The sequence below is a fragment of the Flammeovirga sp. OC4 genome (genome assembly GCF_000812565.1).
GTDB lineage: Bacteria > Bacteroidota > Bacteroidia > Cytophagales > Flammeovirgaceae > Flammeovirga.
Map to the genome: position 1 here is coordinate 225,042 of NZ_JTAM01000002.1, position 18,649 is coordinate 243,690.

General features: G+C 34.3%; 16 protein-coding genes. 10 read left to right on the top strand and 6 right to left on the bottom strand.

Features of this window, described 5'->3' with window-relative positions:
• Positions 1-60 precede the first annotated feature (60 nt).
• Both PL77_RS02595 and PL77_RS02600 read right to left on the bottom strand, forming a co-directional pair.
• Complete coding sequence (locus PL77_RS02595; RefSeq protein ID WP_052444114.1) at positions 61-3,027, bottom strand: pitrilysin family protein; 2,967 nt, start codon at positions 3,025-3,027, stop codon at positions 61-63.
• A 446-nt stretch (positions 3,028-3,473) separates the two neighbouring features.
• Positions 3,474-4,280 carry a hypothetical protein gene (locus tag PL77_RS02600; RefSeq protein ID WP_044201351.1) on the bottom strand — a complete coding sequence of 269 codons (807 nt, stop codon included), beginning with the start codon at positions 4,278-4,280 and terminating at the stop codon, positions 3,474-3,476.
• Between the two features lie 212 nt (positions 4,281-4,492).
• Here PL77_RS02600 and PL77_RS02605 point away from each other — a divergent pair, with 212 nt between their 5' ends.
• The 7 genes from PL77_RS02605 to PL77_RS02635 all read left to right on the top strand — a co-directional run bounded on the left by PL77_RS02605 (position 4,493) and on the right by PL77_RS02635 (position 12,808).
• Positions 4,493-5,047 (top strand): chromate transporter, encoded by a 555-nt coding sequence (locus PL77_RS02605; RefSeq protein ID WP_044201353.1) that lies wholly within the window; start codon positions 4,493-4,495, stop codon positions 5,045-5,047.
• Position 5,048: 1 nt separating this feature from the next.
• Positions 5,049-5,642, top strand: a complete 594-nt coding sequence (locus PL77_RS02610; RefSeq protein ID WP_044201355.1) for a chromate transporter — start codon at positions 5,049-5,051, stop codon at positions 5,640-5,642.
• Between the two features lie 95 nt (positions 5,643-5,737).
• Complete coding sequence (gene lgt, locus PL77_RS02615; protein WP_044201357.1) at positions 5,738-6,607, top strand: prolipoprotein diacylglyceryl transferase; 870 nt, start codon at positions 5,738-5,740, stop codon at positions 6,605-6,607.
• A 262-nt stretch (positions 6,608-6,869) separates the two neighbouring features.
• Complete coding sequence (locus PL77_RS30140; protein WP_156152221.1) at positions 6,870-8,207, top strand: hypothetical protein; 1,338 nt, start codon at positions 6,870-6,872, stop codon at positions 8,205-8,207.
• Positions 8,208-8,405: 198 nt separating this feature from the next.
• Positions 8,406-8,741, top strand: coding sequence for a hypothetical protein (locus PL77_RS02625; RefSeq protein ID WP_044201360.1), 336 nt, complete (start codon positions 8,406-8,408; stop codon positions 8,739-8,741).
• Between the two features lie 347 nt (positions 8,742-9,088).
• On the top strand, positions 9,089-11,380 hold the full coding sequence (locus PL77_RS02630) for a TonB-dependent receptor (protein ID WP_044201362.1): 2,292 nt from the start codon (positions 9,089-9,091) through the stop codon (positions 11,378-11,380).
• Positions 11,381-12,808: a PepSY domain-containing protein gene (locus PL77_RS02635; protein ID WP_044201365.1), complete on the top strand. Its 1,428-nt coding sequence runs from the start codon at positions 11,381-11,383 to the stop codon at positions 12,806-12,808. It begins immediately after the preceding gene.
• A 225-nt stretch (positions 12,809-13,033) separates the two neighbouring features.
• On the opposite strand, the gene PL77_RS30145 is transcribed toward PL77_RS02635, so the two are convergent.
• The 3 genes from PL77_RS30145 to PL77_RS30150 all read right to left on the bottom strand — a co-directional run bounded on the left by PL77_RS30145 (position 13,034) and on the right by PL77_RS30150 (position 15,504).
• Entirely contained in the window at positions 13,034-13,615 is a 582-nt protein-coding gene (locus PL77_RS30145) for an outer membrane beta-barrel protein (protein WP_052444117.1), read from the bottom strand.
• Positions 13,616-13,706: 91 nt separating this feature from the next.
• Complete coding sequence (locus tag PL77_RS02645; protein ID WP_044201367.1) at positions 13,707-14,462, bottom strand: LytTR family DNA-binding domain-containing protein; 756 nt, start codon at positions 14,460-14,462, stop codon at positions 13,707-13,709.
• Positions 14,443-15,504 carry a sensor histidine kinase gene (locus tag PL77_RS30150; RefSeq protein WP_052444118.1) on the bottom strand — a complete coding sequence of 354 codons (1,062 nt, stop codon included), beginning with the start codon at positions 15,502-15,504 and terminating at the stop codon, positions 14,443-14,445. The genes PL77_RS02645 and PL77_RS30150 overlap by 20 nt, the downstream gene beginning before the upstream one ends.
• A 203-nt stretch (positions 15,505-15,707) precedes the next feature.
• Here PL77_RS30150 and PL77_RS02655 point away from each other — a divergent pair, with 203 nt between their 5' ends.
• From PL77_RS02655 to PL77_RS02665, 3 genes are all read left to right on the top strand, one after another.
• The gene (locus PL77_RS02655; protein ID WP_044201371.1) at positions 15,708-16,196 is read left to right on the top strand and encodes a hypothetical protein; all 489 of its coding nucleotides are present in this window, start codon (positions 15,708-15,710) and stop codon (positions 16,194-16,196) included.
• Between the two features lie 4 nt (positions 16,197-16,200).
• Positions 16,201-16,962, top strand: a complete 762-nt coding sequence (locus PL77_RS02660) for a hypothetical protein (RefSeq protein ID WP_044201373.1) — start codon at positions 16,201-16,203, stop codon at positions 16,960-16,962.
• Between the two features lie 192 nt (positions 16,963-17,154).
• The gene (locus tag PL77_RS02665) at positions 17,155-17,382 is read left to right on the top strand and encodes a hypothetical protein (protein WP_044201375.1); all 228 of its coding nucleotides are present in this window, start codon (positions 17,155-17,157) and stop codon (positions 17,380-17,382) included.
• 4 nt (positions 17,383-17,386) lie between these two features.
• Here the strand turns inward: PL77_RS02665 and PL77_RS02670 are convergent, their stop codons facing one another.
• Positions 17,387-18,556, bottom strand: a complete 1,170-nt coding sequence (locus PL77_RS02670) for a hypothetical protein (RefSeq protein ID WP_052444119.1) — start codon at positions 18,554-18,556, stop codon at positions 17,387-17,389.
• Positions 18,557-18,649 lie beyond the last annotated feature (93 nt).

An 18,649-nucleotide genomic window follows, 5' to 3' on the forward strand; every position in this document is an offset into this window, starting at 1 on the left:
TCTTTCGACATAAAAAAAGGCCATTCTAATAAAAGAATGGCCTGAATTATTGGAATAGATCTATTGTTCTTTTTTCACTCTTGGTTTATTGTCATATCCAAAGAGATCATTTAATGACAACTCTTGAACTTCACCGTATTGTGCTAAAGTTTCCATGTTAAGTTTTTCACGATCACCCACCACACAAACATTGTAGTTATTACCTTTGATAAAGTCACTATGGAATTTCATCACATCATCAATAGTCATTGTTTTCATGGCTTCATAAACATCTTTACGAATATCATGATCATTTCCTTTTTTCAATGCTGTTTCATAGTTAAATAACACGCGACTTTTTGTGATACGCTCACTCTCTAGCTTACTTAGGATAGCCTTTTTAGCGGCATCAAAAGATTGATCATTTTTAGGAGGATTTTCTAATAAATTTTTCATCCCTGCCATTGCTTCAGTCAATTTATCAGATTGAGTACCGATATACGCTAAAGTATAATCACTTTTACCTTTTTCTGATGCTACGCCATATTTACTAAATACTGAGTAGGCTAAACCTTGTGCTTCACGCATTTCTTGGAATACGATAGCGTTCATACTACCACCAAAATACTCGTTGAATAATGTAGCTGCCGCGATTCTTTTTGGATCATACTTCTCACCTTTTGCTAAGAAGATGACTTCTGCTTGCACCATGTCATAATGAGACCAATATACTTTTGGTTTGTCAACATCTTTAACATAGAATTTTTTTGCGGTAGGTACAGGTTGTAATGTTGAAGGAACTTTGTGTTCAGCATTCAATGTTTTCACCACTTGATCTAATGTCTCAGGTCCATAGTAAAGCACTCTGTGTTCCATTTTTGTTAATTGATGGATTCTAGAGATAAGTTCTTGTGGCTGGATTAGATCAAGTTCTTTATTGGATAACCCGTTAGTGACAGGGTTATTATTTCCATAAAGACCATAATTCATTAAGCCAGTAAACAAAATTGCTCCTTTGTTTTTCTTTGTATCTTCTCTGTTTTTCTTTTCAATGGCAATCATATTTTGAAGTACTGCTTCATCTACTTTCGCATTATTCAGAAGGTCTTCGAATAGTTTCATTGCAGGTACCATATTTTCAGTCAAACCATTCAATGAAACATAAACTTGATCAGCAGAGGTATTGACACTAAAGCCAGCTCCAAGTTTGTAGAACTCTTGCTTGATTTGAGCAGAAGTCAATTTATCAGTACCTAGATACTCAAGATATTGAATGGCAGTGCTAAGTGTAGGATCAGTATCTTTGCCAACATTGATAATGTAGTATAGATTGAAAAGATCATTTTCAACATTTTTCTTGTAACGAACAGTAATATCACTATTCATTTTCGCTTCTTGAATATCTTTCGAGTAATCCAAGAATAAAGGTTTCAATGCTTCAACTTTTTGTCCTTCAATTTTCTTAAAGAACTCAGACTTTTCACCTCTATTTAATTCTACCTTAGTAATCGAAGGCTTTTCAACTTTTTGTTTATTAGGATCTTCTCCAGAACGCTTGTATACGACTACATAATTGTCTTTGTAGTTTTCATTGGCAAATGCAACAATCTCTTCTTTTGTAATCGTCTGCATTTCCTCAATATCATCAATGTAGTTTTCCCAAGGAATATTTCTTGTAAATGCTTGCACAAATGCATCTGCACGAGCATTATTACTTTCAAGTTTCTTGATTTCAGATTTCTTGAAATCATTTACAATAGCGTCAATTAACCAATCTTCAAAGTCACCTGCCTTTAACTTTTCAATTTCTTCTAAAAGTAAAGCCTGTGCTTCCTCTAGTGTTTGGCCGTTTCTTGGAATAGCATATAAAGTGTGGATTGTGTAATCATTAAACGGATACACAAAGCTACTTGCGTTCAATACCTTTTGTTGTTGATTTAAATCCAAATCAATTAATCCAGCGCTACTGTTGGCCAAGATCATATCACAAAGTTGCTCTTTTAGAAGGTCTCTTGAGTTGGTTTTTAAACCTGGCATTCTGTAACCCATAAATACCATGGCAGTTTGTGGACCAAACACTTCTTTTTTAATAGGAGTCGTGATAGGTTTTTCTTCTTGGTAAGTAAATTCAGGAATATCGTTTGCTTTCCAAGAACCGAAGTATTTATCTATCAATTGAATGGTTTTATCAGGATCTAAATCTCCACTCAAACAGATGGCAACATTATTAGGTCTATAATAATTATTGAAATACTTTTTAATTTCTGTGATTGAAGGGTTCTTTAAGTGATCAATCGTACCGATTACAGTTTGTGTACCATAAGGGTGGTTAGGGAACATAGATGAGAACATCGCCTCAAATACTTTGCGTTGATCATTATCTAAAGCTCGGTTTTTTTCTTCGTATACAGCTTCTAATTCTGTATGGAATAAACGAGGAACAATTTCTCTAAAACGATCAGATTCGATCTCTAACCAACGATTAAGCTCATTGGCAGGAATATCATTTACATATACTGTACGGTCTTCTGTAGTATAAGCATTTGTTCCTTTGGCCCCAATCATTCCGATCATACGGTCATACTCATTGGCAATAGAGAATTTAGAGGCATCATTAGACACTTGGTCAATTTGGGCATAGTATGCTGTTCTCTCTTCAGGATCTGACAATGTTCTATAGTGTTCGAACATATTCTCAATACTATCAAGATAAACGGATTCTTGTGCCCAATCCTTTGTACCAAAGTGAGACGTCCCTTTGAACATAATATGTTCTAAATAGTGAGCAAGACCAGTAGAGGTCGCTGGATCATTTTTACCACCAGCTTTAACAGCGATGTAAGTTTGAATTCTTGGAGCATCTTTGTATTCTGATAAATACACTTTCAATCCATTATCAAGTGTATAAATCCTAGTGTTAAGTGGGTCATTCTTTACCGTTTTATAGGGGAAAGCGGATTCTCCTGTACCCATTTCAGAGGCATTACAGCCACCAAATAAAAGTGCACCTCCTAAAAGTGCTGTCTTAATGACATTCGTATAAGTCATGCTTAGTTAATTTATGAATATAATTGACTTGAGAAGTTATATTTTACAACCTGTATTATTTGACACTACTTGATAATTGGTTAGGCGTAAAATTATCTTTACGTGAAATTACTGAAAATTATTTAATACTTTAAAATTGGCTTGAAAAAACCTTGGTTCTGATTGTTATTTATTATTTGATAAGTATCAAAAGATCATTTGAGAAGGGTTCATAATGTTTAAAACGTTCCGTTCGTTGTTATATAGTTTTTAATGGGTAAATTATCGAATGTTTTAAGTAAACTACAAGTACTAACGTATGGAATCAACTTCTCATTCAGTAATGATGTATCCGCCAGGAAATCAGTCATTACACTATCTATCCAAACTAAAAAATATCATTGCCGCTAATAAAAACAGCTATGTAATTAATCCAATTACATAGCTGTTCTTTGATTATGAAGTGACTAGAATGTGGCATCATCATAATACTCGTATTGAATGTTTTTAGTGTAGACAGTTTCTTCTATCGCTCCAGTGTGATGATTCTTATTATAATAGGTAATCGTGTTTTCTGCAGAAATAGGATAACCATTTTTATAATTATAATGATAAGTAGTCAAACTAAAAAGGTGGTCATCTTTCTTAAATTTTCGCTCTTCTCTTAATACGTTTCCCATTTTTTTTCGAGCTTCAGGTTGATGTGAGTAAGTTGAAGCGATTAGTGATTTTTGATCATCTAATATACTAGTTAAAATGAGAGGGTCATCATCTATTGTTTCACCTTCTTTGAAGTTATAATTATACCATATTGAACTTCCATTTCCATCAGTAAATTCACATTCAAAAAGATATTTTAGTGTACCATCTTCATAGTACCTCTCCTGTTTATTGTATCCAAATGTCGGATGCTCTGTATAAATGAAAACTTCATCATCCTCACTAGAAGGATCGGTATAATTTCTTTCTATTTTATACTTGTTTTCTGATATCTTACTATAAATTCTAGTCAGCGTAAGCATATCGTCAGCATTATAGGTCCTTTGGTAAATAGAATCATTGGAATAGGTATACAAAATATATGAATTGATGGAAGACTCACGATAAAAGTTTGCTCTCGCAATTAATCCTTCGTCGTTATAACTGTAATCTCTCATGAGCTCGCCATTTTCATAATAGGCTTTAAGTTTTTGATCATTGGTTGAAACTTCGTCTGTTGAGCATGAAAAAATGAATAGTGCTGAAAATAAGATTAAAAAATTTGTTCTTAGCATAATCTATAAAATAAGTCTAGTTGAATACAAGCCAAAGATCAATACTTCGTCGTTTAGGTCAAAGAAATACAAGTGTTATTTTGATACTATCTTTTATAACACTTTTCAAATCAAATTTCTAATAGTTATTAATACTGTCTTCGATCATTTTTATTAGCTTGTAAGAATGATATACTTGCAGTTCATTATCGAACTGCTGAATACTAAAACAGATGATCTATTTCGAATTATTTTACAGTTTTTTCAAAATTGGGTTATTTACCTTCGGTGGAGGGTATGCAATGATCCCTCTTCTGGAAAAAGAATTAATAGAAAACAAAAAATGGTTGACAAATGATGAATTGTTAGAAATCATGTCAATCGCACAGATGACTCCCGGTACAATTGCGATCAATGCAGCTACATTTGTAGGGTACCGAGAAAAAGGATTTTTAGGAGGGTTATTTACTACAGCCGGAGTAATTGCTCCATCTTACTTGGTAATCACAATTATCTACCATCTTTTCTCACATAGTTTCGAACATCCCATCGCTCAAAAAGCATTTATGGGAGCGAGAGCTTGTATTGTCGCCTTAATTGGTCATTCAGTATGGAAAATGTTCAAAGGAAGCGTCACTGATAAATATGGCTTAGGCATTTTTATTATTGCTTGTGTATTATTGTTTGCTTTTAATATTCATCCTATTCTATTAATTGTAACAGGGGCGGTATTAGGACTAGCCTTGTATGTATTTTTTCCAAAACAACTCAAAGATTTATTAAAATAATATGGAAGCGTTTTCATTAGAAGCATTAAAAGTATATGCTGAATTATATTTAGTATTCTGTAAAATTGGATTTTTCAGTTTTGGAGGAGGTCTAGCCATGGTACCACTTTTTGTTGTAGAATTTCAGAAACAAGGCTGGATGACAGCAGATCAGTTTTTTGATGTTCTATCATTAGCACAAATGACTCCGGGAGCTATTGCCGTAAACTCTGCAACTTTTGTCGGTAATGAGGCTGGAATGGCTGTAGGTGGAAGATTAGGAGGAATTATTGGTGGTGTATTTGCCACGGCAGGTTTAGCAACCCCTTCTGTAGTTTGTATTATTGCTTTATCAGAGATTCTAAAGAAATTAAAAACCAACAAATTCAAGCAAGCTTTCTTCTTTGGCATAAAGCCAGTTACTATTGCCTTGATCTTGTTTGCGGGTTGGAAAATCGCCGAAACCACTTTCTTTGAGGAAGGTTTTTCAGAGATACATTGGACAAGTATCATTCTCTGTTTGATCGTAGGGATTGTTCTTAAGTTTTATGAGAAGAAAGTGCACCCCATAGCTTTGATTGCTGTGTGCTCTGTTATAGGTATTTTTATCTTCTAGTCATCAAAAACTTGAATTTAACGTAGCAAAGCAGCGGTCTAGTTTTTATATTCGCAACAACTTAAACTCAATTATCATCAGACTACAAACAACTTATGCTAAACTATATATACTGGAACCCTGATCCAGAAATCATTAATATTAATGGATTTCCATTGAGGTATTATGGACTTTTGTTCGTTACAGGAGTATTGGTGAGTTCTTATTTCTTAGGTAAGATTTTTAAAAAGGAGGGATTACCGCAGTCGAACCATGATAGATTATTGATCTATGCTGTTTTAGGAATCTTTATTGGTGCTCGTTTAGGACATTGTTTGCTTTATGAACCAGTTTATTTTCTTTCCAATCCATTAGAAATGATTTTCCCCATTCGTTTCTTAAATGATGGTTCTATTGAGTTTATTGGTTATAGCGGACTTGCAAGTCATGGAGGAGGTATTGGTTTGACCATTGCATTAATTTTATACTCCAAAAAGACTAAACATCACTTTGTTGATGTGGTAGATCTATTGGCAGTTGTTGTGGGAATAGGCTGTGCATTTATTCGTATAGGTAATCTGATGAATTCAGAAATTATAGGTACGCCAACTGACCTTCCTTGGGCTTTTGTGTTTGAAAGGATTGATTTTATACCAAGACATCCATCTCAACTTTATGAAGCCATTTGTTATTTGATCATTTTTGGAACTATGATGTTCCTCTACTATAAACATAGAACTTCATTAAAAAATGGATTCTTCTCAGGAACTGTTATCCTATTGATTTTTACTTCAAGGTTTTTTATTGAATTTCTTAAAGAGAATCAGGTTTCATTTGAAGAAGGGCTATCCTTTAATATGGGACAAATGCTGAGTGTGCCTTACGTTTTAATTGGCTTTTGTTTAATTATTTATTCTAAAAGAAAAGCTTTGCCTGAGGCTGAAGAAAAAGTGAGACAGAAGGAAAAGCAATCAGAGATTTTTTAGTTTGTTATAAAAAATATTTCAGAAATCAGAGAGTTGTTTTCTTGAATTTACATTTTATAGGAGTGGTTTTATTATATTTTAACCAATCAATTCTTAATGCAGTAAACTTACTCCTTAATTGATGACGTTTATATTAATGTGATGTTGTATTAAAAGCAACCTTCAAAAAATAATCTGACATTATTTTACTATCTAATTTATCAATGCACATCACTTAATCAGCTAAAAACAAATATCATTCAACGAATTAAACTACTGCATCATGAATTTAACCAAATTAAAAATATTGATACTTTCACTGTTCTTGAGTATTCCTTTTATGGTAAAAGCTCAAGACGTGACTACAGTTACTGCTACTGATGATGAGATAAGTCAAAACTTAGATTTAGAAGTAGTTGCTGCCATTTTTGGTGAATCTAAAGATTTAGAAGATTTCGAGAAAAAACTCAATGATCCAGAACAACAAATTTCCAATTTAGATTTGAATGGAGACGGTGAAGTGGATTACCTTAGAGTGGTTGACACTTCAAAGAAAAATACTCACGTTGTTACTATTCAAGCGGTAATTGGAAAAGATCAGTACCAAGATGTTGCTGTGATTGATGTTGTAAAAGACGAGAAAGGAGAAACTCAGGTACAAGTGGTGGGAGATGTATATATGTATGGTTCAAACTATATTGTTGAACCTGTATACGTACACCGCCCAACAATATATGTGTGGTTTTGGGGACCTTATTACCATCCATGGAGATCTCCGTATTATTGGGGTTATTACCCTCCTTATTATAGACCTTGGAGACCATACCCGGTACCTTATTACAGAAGTAATGTAAGGGTAAATGTCAATATTCATCATAAACATACTTACCGTCATACAACCGTAAGAAGAAGTAAGCATGGTGCAAAGATGCAGAAGCAGGCAAGAAGAAGAGATTATGCCAAACAGTATCCTAACAAGTCTTTTGATAAAAGACATAAGGGTATCTCAAATGCGAGTCAATTGAAACAAAGACCTGCTACTTCTGATGTGAAATCTAAACCTCAGACTAAGCCTGCAACAAAACCAGAGGCAAAGCCAGCTGTAAAGCCTGAGCAAGGAGTTTCTAAAGATAAAAGACCTTCTAACTCAAAGGAAAATGCGTCAAAACCATCAAATGATAAATCTTTAAAACCTGCTCAACCGAGTTTAAAGGATAAACAAACAGGTCAGGTTTCTACAGGTCAGAAGGTGAATAAGAATTGGAAAACATCATCGGATCGTTCAGGGAATAAATCGAAGGTGAAAAATAATAAGGTGTCGGTTCCAACTCAGCGTCCTTCAAATAATAAGAGTAATACAAAGCAGAATACTTCTAATAAATCGAATTATAATAAACAAAATAAGACAAGAGAGAATAAGTCTTACAATAAGTCTAATTCGAATACAAAACAGAATAAAATGAGACCAACGACTTCTCCTAATAATAATATGAACAAGTCGTATAACAGGCCTCAGACAAGACCGGCAACAACCAGACCTGCGACAAGGCCAAGTAATTACAACAATTCTATGCGACCTTCGCCATCAAGGTCTGCTGCACCCAGTAGATCAAGAAGGTAAGTTGATCAAAGGAGATTCGAAAAGGATCTCCTTTTTTATTTGATAAGCCCGATAACAAACAGCATCATAAAATAGTTTCAAAAATTCTATTGAATTTCGATTCGGTTTGTATATTTGCACTGCTCTTTAAAATAGCACACCCTAATGATGAACAAACTGAACATATCAGTTACATTTTTTCTCGCAACACTCGTATTTATGCAGACGATCTATGGGCCATTGGTCATGATGGACTATCAACTTCGTCAGGATTTTTATGCGAATGTTTTGTGCGTGAACAAAAACCGAACAGACCTTCCACAGGTTTGTGGGGGGCGCTGTCAGCTAAAATCCAAATTAGCGAATCAGGCTACTTCAGAGTCAAGTAGCAATGAAAACAATCTCAAAGAAGTGGTAGCAGAGCCACTTTCAATCTCTATCTTTTTGTTTTCATTAAAGGGTAATAAGAGAATCATTAATCAGTTACCTGATTTAGTGGACGAAAAGGTAGACGGAGACTACATTTCTTCGATATTCCATCCTCCTATCGCATAATTGCACTTCATTTAACGACTCTTTGGACATCAACTTTTTGATGGTAGTATTGTAGTGTCTCAACTTTTGAGGACATCTTCAATACTATCAGAATGTGATTTTATTGGTAAGTATAGCAGTATTTATGGTAGTTCAGTGGACGTTTTATTTAAACGTTCCTACAGTTCTACAATTAGTCTAGGTTTAGATCAATTGCTATTCAATTTTGAGCCTTATAAAATCTCTTCAAGTCGTTACACCCAATTTTTTTTACAGATTTCATAACAACCTAATTCTAGGCTATTGATCGTTATTTTTTAATAGCGTTCAAAAGTGATAGTGGTTCGTTATGTCCAAATTAAAATATAATGAAAAAGCAATTACTAGGTGCTCTACTTTTGATTTTGAGCATCACTTCTCTTCACGCCCAAAATTTAGAGATTTCGGGTACTATTACAGATCAATTATCGAAAAATCCTTTGGTAGGAGCGGTTATCGTTAATCTTAATACCAACAATTATACAGTCTCAGACGCTAGTGGTAACTATGAGTTTACAGCGGATGCCTCTGATCAAATTGAATTCAGAATGTTGGGGTATACGACTTATTCTAGCATTGCAAGTGCGTTGAAATCACAAATTGCTTTAGCTCAAGATGACTATGTATTGAATCAAGTAGTGGTTTCGGCAAGTAGAGATGCTCAGCAAAGAGAAGAGGCTCCAATGGCCATTACTTCTATTGGTACCACAATGTTGGAAGAAACAAAACCTCAGTCTTTGGAACAAGTCATCAATAAGGTTCCTGGTGTTATGATGGCAGACCTTGGAAGTGAACAGCACATGATGGCTATTCGTCAGCCGATCTCTACCAAAAGTTTGTTTTTATATATGGAAGATGGTTTACCAATTCGCCCTACAGGTGTTTTTAATCACAATGCCTTAAATGAAATCAATATGACGATGGCTCAAAACATTGAGGTCATCAGAGGTCCTGCTTCTGCATTGTATGGTTCTGAAGCCATTGGTGGAGCGATCAATTTTATCACAAAAACACCTTCATTGGTTCCTACGGCTAAAGTACAACTGAGGGGAGATTCTTATGGTTATAAAAGAGTAGACGCCGTAGTGGAAGGAACAACAGAAAACGGAAAGTTAGGCGTAAGTGTAGGAGGTTACTCCGCAATGAGAGAAAACGGTTATTTAGATCATAGTGATTTTAACAAATCAATTATTACAGCAGTACTTACTTATCAAGTGAATGAAAGTTTGAAATTGACTTCTAATACAACCTATATGAAGTATCAATCAGATATGGGTTCATCTTTAGATAGTACTTCTTTTTACGATAAAGACTTTACTTCATTGCATAACTTCACAAAGAGAGAAATTGAATTATGGCGATCAACTTTTACGGTGGATAAAAAGTGGAGTGAAAACAGTAAAACAGTAGCTAAAGCATTTTTCCGTACAAACACATTAGGCCAAATTCCAAGTTATAGAATCAGAAATGATTGGACGAACCCAAGTGTAGCGAAAGGCGAAGTCAATGAAAGCTCGCTTCAGAGTTATGGTGCAGTGATTCAACACAATCAAAATATTCCTTCATTAAGAACAACTTTGAGAGTGGGAGCAAGTGTGGATTATAGCCCGACTGCTTTTTGGGCTAATTACATTGATGTGGAAAGAGATGAGAATGGCCGATATGTAGGGTATACATCTACAGATTCTGTATTGACAGATTATGAAACCAACTTATTGAATACTGGTCTTTATGCACAAGTAGAAGTAAACCCTATAGATAGGTTATTCATCACAGCGGGTATTCGTTCAGATCACTTTAAATATGATTATAAAAACAATTTGGGTGAGGATGCTTTCTCAGGAGCACCAAATTCAGTAGACTATTTTAGCGCCATCACTCCACGAGTAGGGGCCACTTATACAATGTTGAACGGTTTAGGTTTTTATGCAAACTACAGTGTAGGTTTTATGCCTCCTCAAGTATCAGAGTTATATAGAGGAACAAAAGTACCAAGTTTAGAGCCATCAAGATACAATAACTTTGAGGTAGGTTCATGGTACTCTTTACCAAAAGGTTTAGGTTATTTAGAATTGGCTTATTACAACATGAAAGGTGAAAATGAAATCGTTTCAGTTTTACAAGACGATGGCTCTTATAACAATGAAAATGCAGGTTCAACCAATCATGAGGGAGTAGAAATGGCATTGCATTTTAAGCCTATTTCTCAAGTATTTGTAAGAATTGGAGGTACTTATGCAAGCCATACTTTTGATCAATTCAATACAGGAAGTGAGGATTTCTCAGGAAATACAATGGCCAATGCTCCCAATTGGGTTTCAAATATGGAATTGACTTATAAGCCTAAATTCTTGAAAGGTTTTAGAACATCATTGGAATTCCAAAAAGTTGGAGATTACTACATGGATAATCAAAATACAAAGAAGTATGAAGGCTACCATGTGTTTAACCTTCGTTTTGGTTATCAGTTTAAAGGATTTGATACTTGGTTAAACATCATGAACTTAACAGATGAGCTTTATGCTACTAGAGTATCTAGGTCTTCATGGGGAGAAAACTATAATCTAGGTGCCCCTCGCACCATTCAATTAGGTATCGGATATACAATCAGTAAAAAATAAATGAATATCTATAAAATTCATAGGCAGCTTAGTCTAATAGCTTTATTGCCTGTATTGGCTTGGACACTGAGTGGTGTGATGCACCCTTTGATGTCAAACTTTAAACCAAAAGTTAATCAAAGACTTTCAGTCAATAAAGAAGTAAAGTCAACAAGCCAATTTGATTTATCGGTCGATTCAATTTTGAAAATGAACCACTGGGAAGACATAAAGTCTTTCCGGTTGGTGACCATTGATTCTTCCATTTATTACCAATTCAAAAGAGAAGAAGGCAATATTTATATTAATGCCAAAACGGGCGATAAACTTAAGGGCGGAGATATTGAATATGCAACTTACTTGGCAGGGTTGTATTCGGGAGAGCAAAGTCAGAAAATAAGTGATATTTCAGTTCAAAATGAATTCTCTAATGAGTATGTGAAGATTGCAAGAATACTTCCTGTTTATAAGGTGCAGTACGAAAGAATGGATGGTTTAAGGGTATTTATAGATGTGAATACGGACAGGATGACCTATGCAACAAATACCATTAGAAGTACTTTTCAACGTGTTTTCCTTTGGGCACACAGTTGGACATTCTTAGATTTCAATACTACCTTCCGTTTACTTGTACTTGGATTCTTTATTACTATTTCGTTTTTAGCAGGAGTGACGGGTATTTTGGTTTATACGAAGTACAGAAAAACCTATCAACGTCAGCAGCAATCAAAAGTGCCATGGCAAAGAAGGTTGCATAGAACCTTAGGAATTGGACTTTCATTTACATTATTACTTTTCGCTTTGAGTGCTTTTATGCATATGTTGCCAAAGTATACAGCTTTGGATAAAACGAGTTATGCATCTTCTTATTCCTTCTCTCAAGAAGATATGATTTTTGATTTAGATACCATGAGGGGTGATTGGATAAATTACCAACCTGTAATAATTGATGGTATAAACTATTATCAATTTCACTTTAAAGAGGGTAGAAGTGTCACAAAACGATATTTTCATACAGTTTCCGGAGAAGAATTGATCAAAGGAGATAGTATTTATGCTGTTCAATTAGCCAAGCAATACAGTGGTTTATCTTCCGTTAAAAACATTACAGAAGTGAATAAATTTGCCAATGAATATGGTTTTATCAATAAATTACTGCCTGTTCAGAAAGTACAGTTTGAAGGTGAGGGGAACCCTAGGTGGTACATTGATACAGCCACAACCTATGTAGGAGCGATCATTGAAGATAAAGCAGCTTTTTCAGGTTTTATCTTTGCTTATTTCCATAAGTATCATATGTTTGATTTCTTAGGTAAAGAAGCACGAGATACCATCATGTCTTTATTTGCTTTAGGCAATTTCTTAGTGAGTTTTTTAGGTCTGTTGATGTACATCAATCAGAAAAAAGCAGTGAAGAAGAGAAAGAAAACGAAGGAATTAGTGTATTAAGTAAATTGAATATTTACGGTCTTTAGAAATCAGGAGATTTCTGATGATTTATAGGACACGAATGACGCTTTCGCTTAACATTCGCGCCAATGGGTTATAATCAGAAACTGAAAAATGAGATGTCTTCCCAAAAGCCCATAATTTCAATTATGGGTCTACGAATAAAAAAGCCACATTAAACAATCGTTTAGTGTGGCTAATATATTTAGACTATATGTGGATTTTTTACCAAATGAAATACCCAAGACTAACCATAAACTGTTGTGATTTTAAAGACACATCATTGTTGGAAACGAGGTTAGCACTTTGTTGGTATTTGGCATCAATCGTAAATTTTTTGATGTCAACACCCACACCGATTTGCCATCCTAAACCGAATTTCTCAGGGTCCAAGTTCGGGTCTAAATCACTGAAGTTGTCAATCACTACTTGTTGAGCAACTACACCACCAAAGGCTCTAGCATTGATACCGCCGATTCCTAATTTACCTCCAAGCAAAACAGGAAGTTCTACACGATTAAGCACAAGATCTTGTGATTGCTCACCCCTCTCAAAAGTACCTCCTGTATTGGTGTAATTTAGTTCAGTTTGAAGGTAAAGTGGAACTACAGGAAGATTGGCTCTCAACATCATACCACCTTCCCAAGATTGTCTAGTATCATCAGAGTATCCCGAAAGATTGTGTGAGAAGCCTGACATACCTGCAGTGGCTTTTACGCCGAAGTTGAATGTTTTGTCTTGAGCGAATACTGTTGCGGATGTCATTACAAATAAATTGATAATGATAAATAAAATTGATTTTTTCATGATTATATGAAAGTATGATAATAATTAAATATGTATAAAAATATATAATACCCCTCTGTTTTTGAAGGTGAAATGTATTACAATTAATAGTTTATTGATCCAGCCAATCTTTAAAGTCTTTTACTCGGTCCCTACTCACAATGAGGTCCTCTAAAGGAGCAGGTACGGTTTCTATTTGAAGTCTAGAATTAAACCAAGTATTAATTTTAGAAATGGCCTCTACATTGATAATGTATTTTCTATTGACTCTAAAAAACTGACTAGGATCTAGTTGAGATTCTAGTAGTGAAATGCTTTTATCGGTAGGGTACTTTTTCTCATCATATAGATGTAGAAAAGTTAGTCCTTCATCAAAACGAATAAATGCGATTTCGTGGGCTTGAATCGTTTTGAATTGTTCACCAATAGAAACTAAAAAGCGTTTTTTGATTCTTTTTTCACTACTATCCTTCACTTCTTTCATGGATGATTCGGATGATGTGATAAAGAGATCTCCATAAAGTGCAAACTTGTCCAGTACTCTTTTGATATCATCAAAATCATAAGGTTTGACGATGTAGTCGATACTGTTGAGCTGGAATGAATCCAAAGCATATTCACTAAAAGCGGTGGTAAAAATCAATGGAGATTTTACTTTTACACTTTTATAAATATCAAAGCAATTTCCATCACTCAGGGCTATATCTTGAAAGATTAAATCTGGTGGATTATTCTCTGCAAACCATTCAATACTGTCTTCCACCGATGATAAAATATCAACGATTTCAAATGCGGGGTTGTACTTCTGAATGAGTTTCGCTAAATAATTAGCAGTAGGAAGTTCGTCTTCAATGATTAAAATTCTCATGATCAATAGTAGATAAAGCAGGTAAACTTACTTTGAAAGTGTCTTGATTTTTTTCGATGATTATATTTTTACCAGCAATGAGTTGATATCTTTTATTGATATTAGAAAGTCCCATCCCGGTAGAAATTTCTTCCGCTTCTTTTTTATCATAATTGTTGGTGACAATGATAAGGTTTTCTTTTAAGGCAATGGTAATACAGAGTGGCTTTTTCTGAGAAAGTTTATTGTGCTTTACAGCGTTCTCCACTAATACTTGAATACTTGCCGGAGGAATCATAATTGTTTCAATAACGTTTGGATCTATATCATTTTGAAGTTGAATTGCTTCCCCAAAACGTGTTTTCAACAGAAAGAAATAGTCTTCCACTACTTTTAGCTCTTCTTCCAAAGAAACCAAGACTCTTTTATTTTGCTCTATAATATAGCGTAATGTTTTTGATAGTTTGATAATAAATTCAGAGGCTAAATTCTGATCAGTATGTACAATACTAGAAAGCACACTAAGGCTATTAAATAAGAAGTGAGGCTCAATTTGTGCTTTTAGTGCTATATACTGAGACTTGAACATTTCCTTTTCTAGTTGCTCTACATTCACCTCTTTTTCTTTTAATTGAAAGATCTTCTGAACGTAGGCATAAACTGTAAAAATTAATAAATAGATGATACAAAGTGCTACGGAAAGCTCGGGATTGTAAAATGGAATCTCTTCCCATAAATCCCCATTTTGAAAGAGGTAAGTATCTCCAAGCATATAAATTACTGTAGAGGAAAGGCCACAGTAAATACCGATCAGAACGTTGATTGTTACAATTGAGATGGTATTGAGATGACTAATTTTCTTTTGAATATATTCAGAGGCATACCAAATCGTAAGCCAGTAGGTGACAAAGGTAAATGTGAAAATCATTCCTCTAAATGTCAGTGGAAATACTCCACCAAAGCTATAATCAAAAGCTTTGATAAATAATTGCAATAAATAAACGACAATGAGTCGCAGTGCAAAACTGAATTTGGTGGATGAATTTGTATACGTTTTTGACATAAGAATTTCAATTTTTATACTACAAATATACGTCAATGTAAAACTTAACTGTCCATTACTTCTTGTGAGTTGTCATATTATTGATTGAACCGTAGAGGAGGAGAGTTAAGTTGTATTAGCTTCTTTTTCAGACGTTTCAAGCATGCTTGAACTATATCAAGTAACTATTCTCTTTTTTAATCACGCTCTTAGCAAACTAAATTATGTATCGTTATTTATTAATGGTCGTGTTAGCCATTACATTAAAATCATGTATCCGGTTTGTCAATGAACCGACCGAAGATGACTATGAACCAGTTGTGATGTCCCGAACAGATTTTGAGCAAGAGGTGGGAATATCCGACCCTCAACCACTTGAAAACCCTGGGAAAATCTATGTTTATGGGAAGTTTCTTTTTGTCAATGAAAAGAATAAAGGCTTTCATATTTATGATAATCGCTATCCTAATTCTCCTCAAAAAGTAAAGTTTTTAAAAGCCGTTGGAGCAACAGACATAGCCATCAAAGGAGAGTACTTTTATGTCAATCAGGCAACTGATTTAATTACTTTTCATTACATCGAAAGTCTGAATTCCTACACGTTGACCAAAAGGGTCAGAAATGTATTTCCTCAAAAACAATCTCCAGGAGGATTTAGTAAAAGTGTAGAGGAGAATCAAATTATTGTGAATTGGTTAAAAGTAACAGATTAAGAAAATGAAACGAATTAATATAATCGTACAAATTATTGTATTATCCCTTCTCATGATATCGTGTGGAGAAAATATGGATGGTAGCAGCGATGCGAATTCTACCGTAGGAGTAGGGCAAGGAGGTTCATTGGCTACATTCGCTATCAAAGGCGATTATCTATATACGGTAGACTATGAACAATTGAAAGTTTTTTCGCTTCAGAACCCTGATAAACCAGTATTGATCAATAATAAATGGGTTGGTTTTGAAATCGAGACGCTTTTCAGCTATAAAGAGTTCTTATATATTGGATCAAGAAGTGGCATGTTTATTTTCAGTGTTGAAGACCCAGAAAATCCTAGAAACAGATCTTCTGTACAGCATTTTACAGCTTGTGACCCTGTAGTTGCCAATGATACTTTGGCATTTGTTACTTTACATTCCAACTCATGGTGCGGTAACAATATTAATCAGCTAGAAGTTTATGATATTAAAGATGCTGACAATCCAGTGTTGCTGAATACAAGAGGTTTATCTCAACCCAAAGGATTGGGTTTATATGACAACTACCTGATTGTTTGTGATGATGAAATTAAAATCTTTGATATTAATTCTTCAGAAAATGGAGGAGTAACTTTTGTAACGTCACTTGATAAAGAAGCTTTTGATGTCATTATCCAAAATGATCTATTAATAGCAGTAGGAGAAGATGGCGTGTATCAGTATTCTCTTTCTGCTTCTGATGATACTTTTACAGTAGGATACTTAAGCACCATTGATTTTTAAAGTATAATAAGAGACATCTAAAACTTATAACAAAGGTCATTAGTATGTAAATGCATATTAATGACCTTTGTGTTTTGAAGAATTACCCGCACACACATCATTCATGTCCATTTTATTATTAGACTAATTTTACAGCAAACCAATTATTGCTGATTAATTAGACCATTGGTATCTTAAATAATCAGTTTAGCGATGAAAAAATTTAAATTCTTCTTTATTAAAGGTGTTGTTTCAAGAAAGGGTGAATTATTTAATGTTGTTTTTGGTACTGACCATGAATTACAAATAAAGGACTTATATAATTCTTTATATGATTTACATATTAACATTGATACCGTAAAAGGTATTGATTTTGATGATCTTATTCATTTCAATGATCACGTAATTACCACTGACTTGGAGTCCTTAAAATATTTTTAACTGTTTAGAAACTCCATTTTAATCGCCAATTAAGTTGAGATCCTCCTTGTCCGTATTGTGAGTTTTCTTCACCAAAAAAGAACAAACCAAATACAAGAATTTCAAAATTATCACTCAATGATGTGGTAGCGTTTCCTCCTATATAGTAGGAGCCATCGTTTGTGTTGATGATATTATTGATTCCTAGTCTTGTCAATGGAGTAAGTTGGTATTGTAATTCATTAAACAAGGCAAATCGACCTAATGAAAGTGTTTTGGGAGTTAATTGAAAGTTGGGGTCTATGGGTCCAATTGGGCTTGTAGCTCCTGCACTGTTGAAAATAGTTTCAATGTGTAGATACAGCGAATTTTTGAAAGTATAATCCAATGAAATATCCATCACCAAAGAAGGGTCTTCTCCTTTATAATCAGGATAGAAATAGGTGCCTTCTCCTTTAAAACCTGCTCCACCAATTTGTCCTTCCCAACCTAATCCAAGATTATAATTCTCTCTGACATAACCGGCCAATACTTGAAAATCATATTGCCATAAGTTGGTTTTATATAAGGCTGCAAAATTATAATAATCAAATTGATTGGAGGGCGAAAAGACAACTTCTATAGAGCTTACAGGACCTAAGTAATTACGAATCAATACAGCATCAGCACCGGGACGTTCTTCATAATCAAAATCAAAAAACGAATAGGTATTAAAAAGGTCCATTGGATTCCAAACCATAGCCACACCCCAGTTAATTCTTTGTCGACCAATTCTAACTTGCCAATCACCTGAAGAATAATCAAAGTAAGCCCTGTCAATCTCAGAGTTTAAAACATAAGAGGTTCCTGTTGCCCAATCATAGGACATGTTGAATGCATATTGGTTTTGATTTCCAAACTCATTGGCATAACCCGGAATATTTTTAGGGCTATCACCATAAATAAGTCTGTTTCTTCCCTCCAATGCAAAAGTGATTTTATCAGAAGCGTAGTATTTAAAATTTAAGCGGTTGTGAAACAAATTGTCAATATACCATTCATCATCAAGGTCTTTGGGAAGGTTTACCGTTTGCATAAATTTGAGGTAACCGCTTGCCACAAAGTTTTCTTTGAACTTGCTGCTTTTTTGCTCTTCCTCTTGAGCGAATACAATAATTGGAATTAAAAATAGGAAGGTGAGTAAGCTTTTTTTCATTGCACTTTAAAAAGGAGTAGAAGAAAAAATAGGAGTAAGCAAGATGAGGAGCGAAGGAAGAAGGGAGATTTAATGTGAAAGATCTCTTCCTTT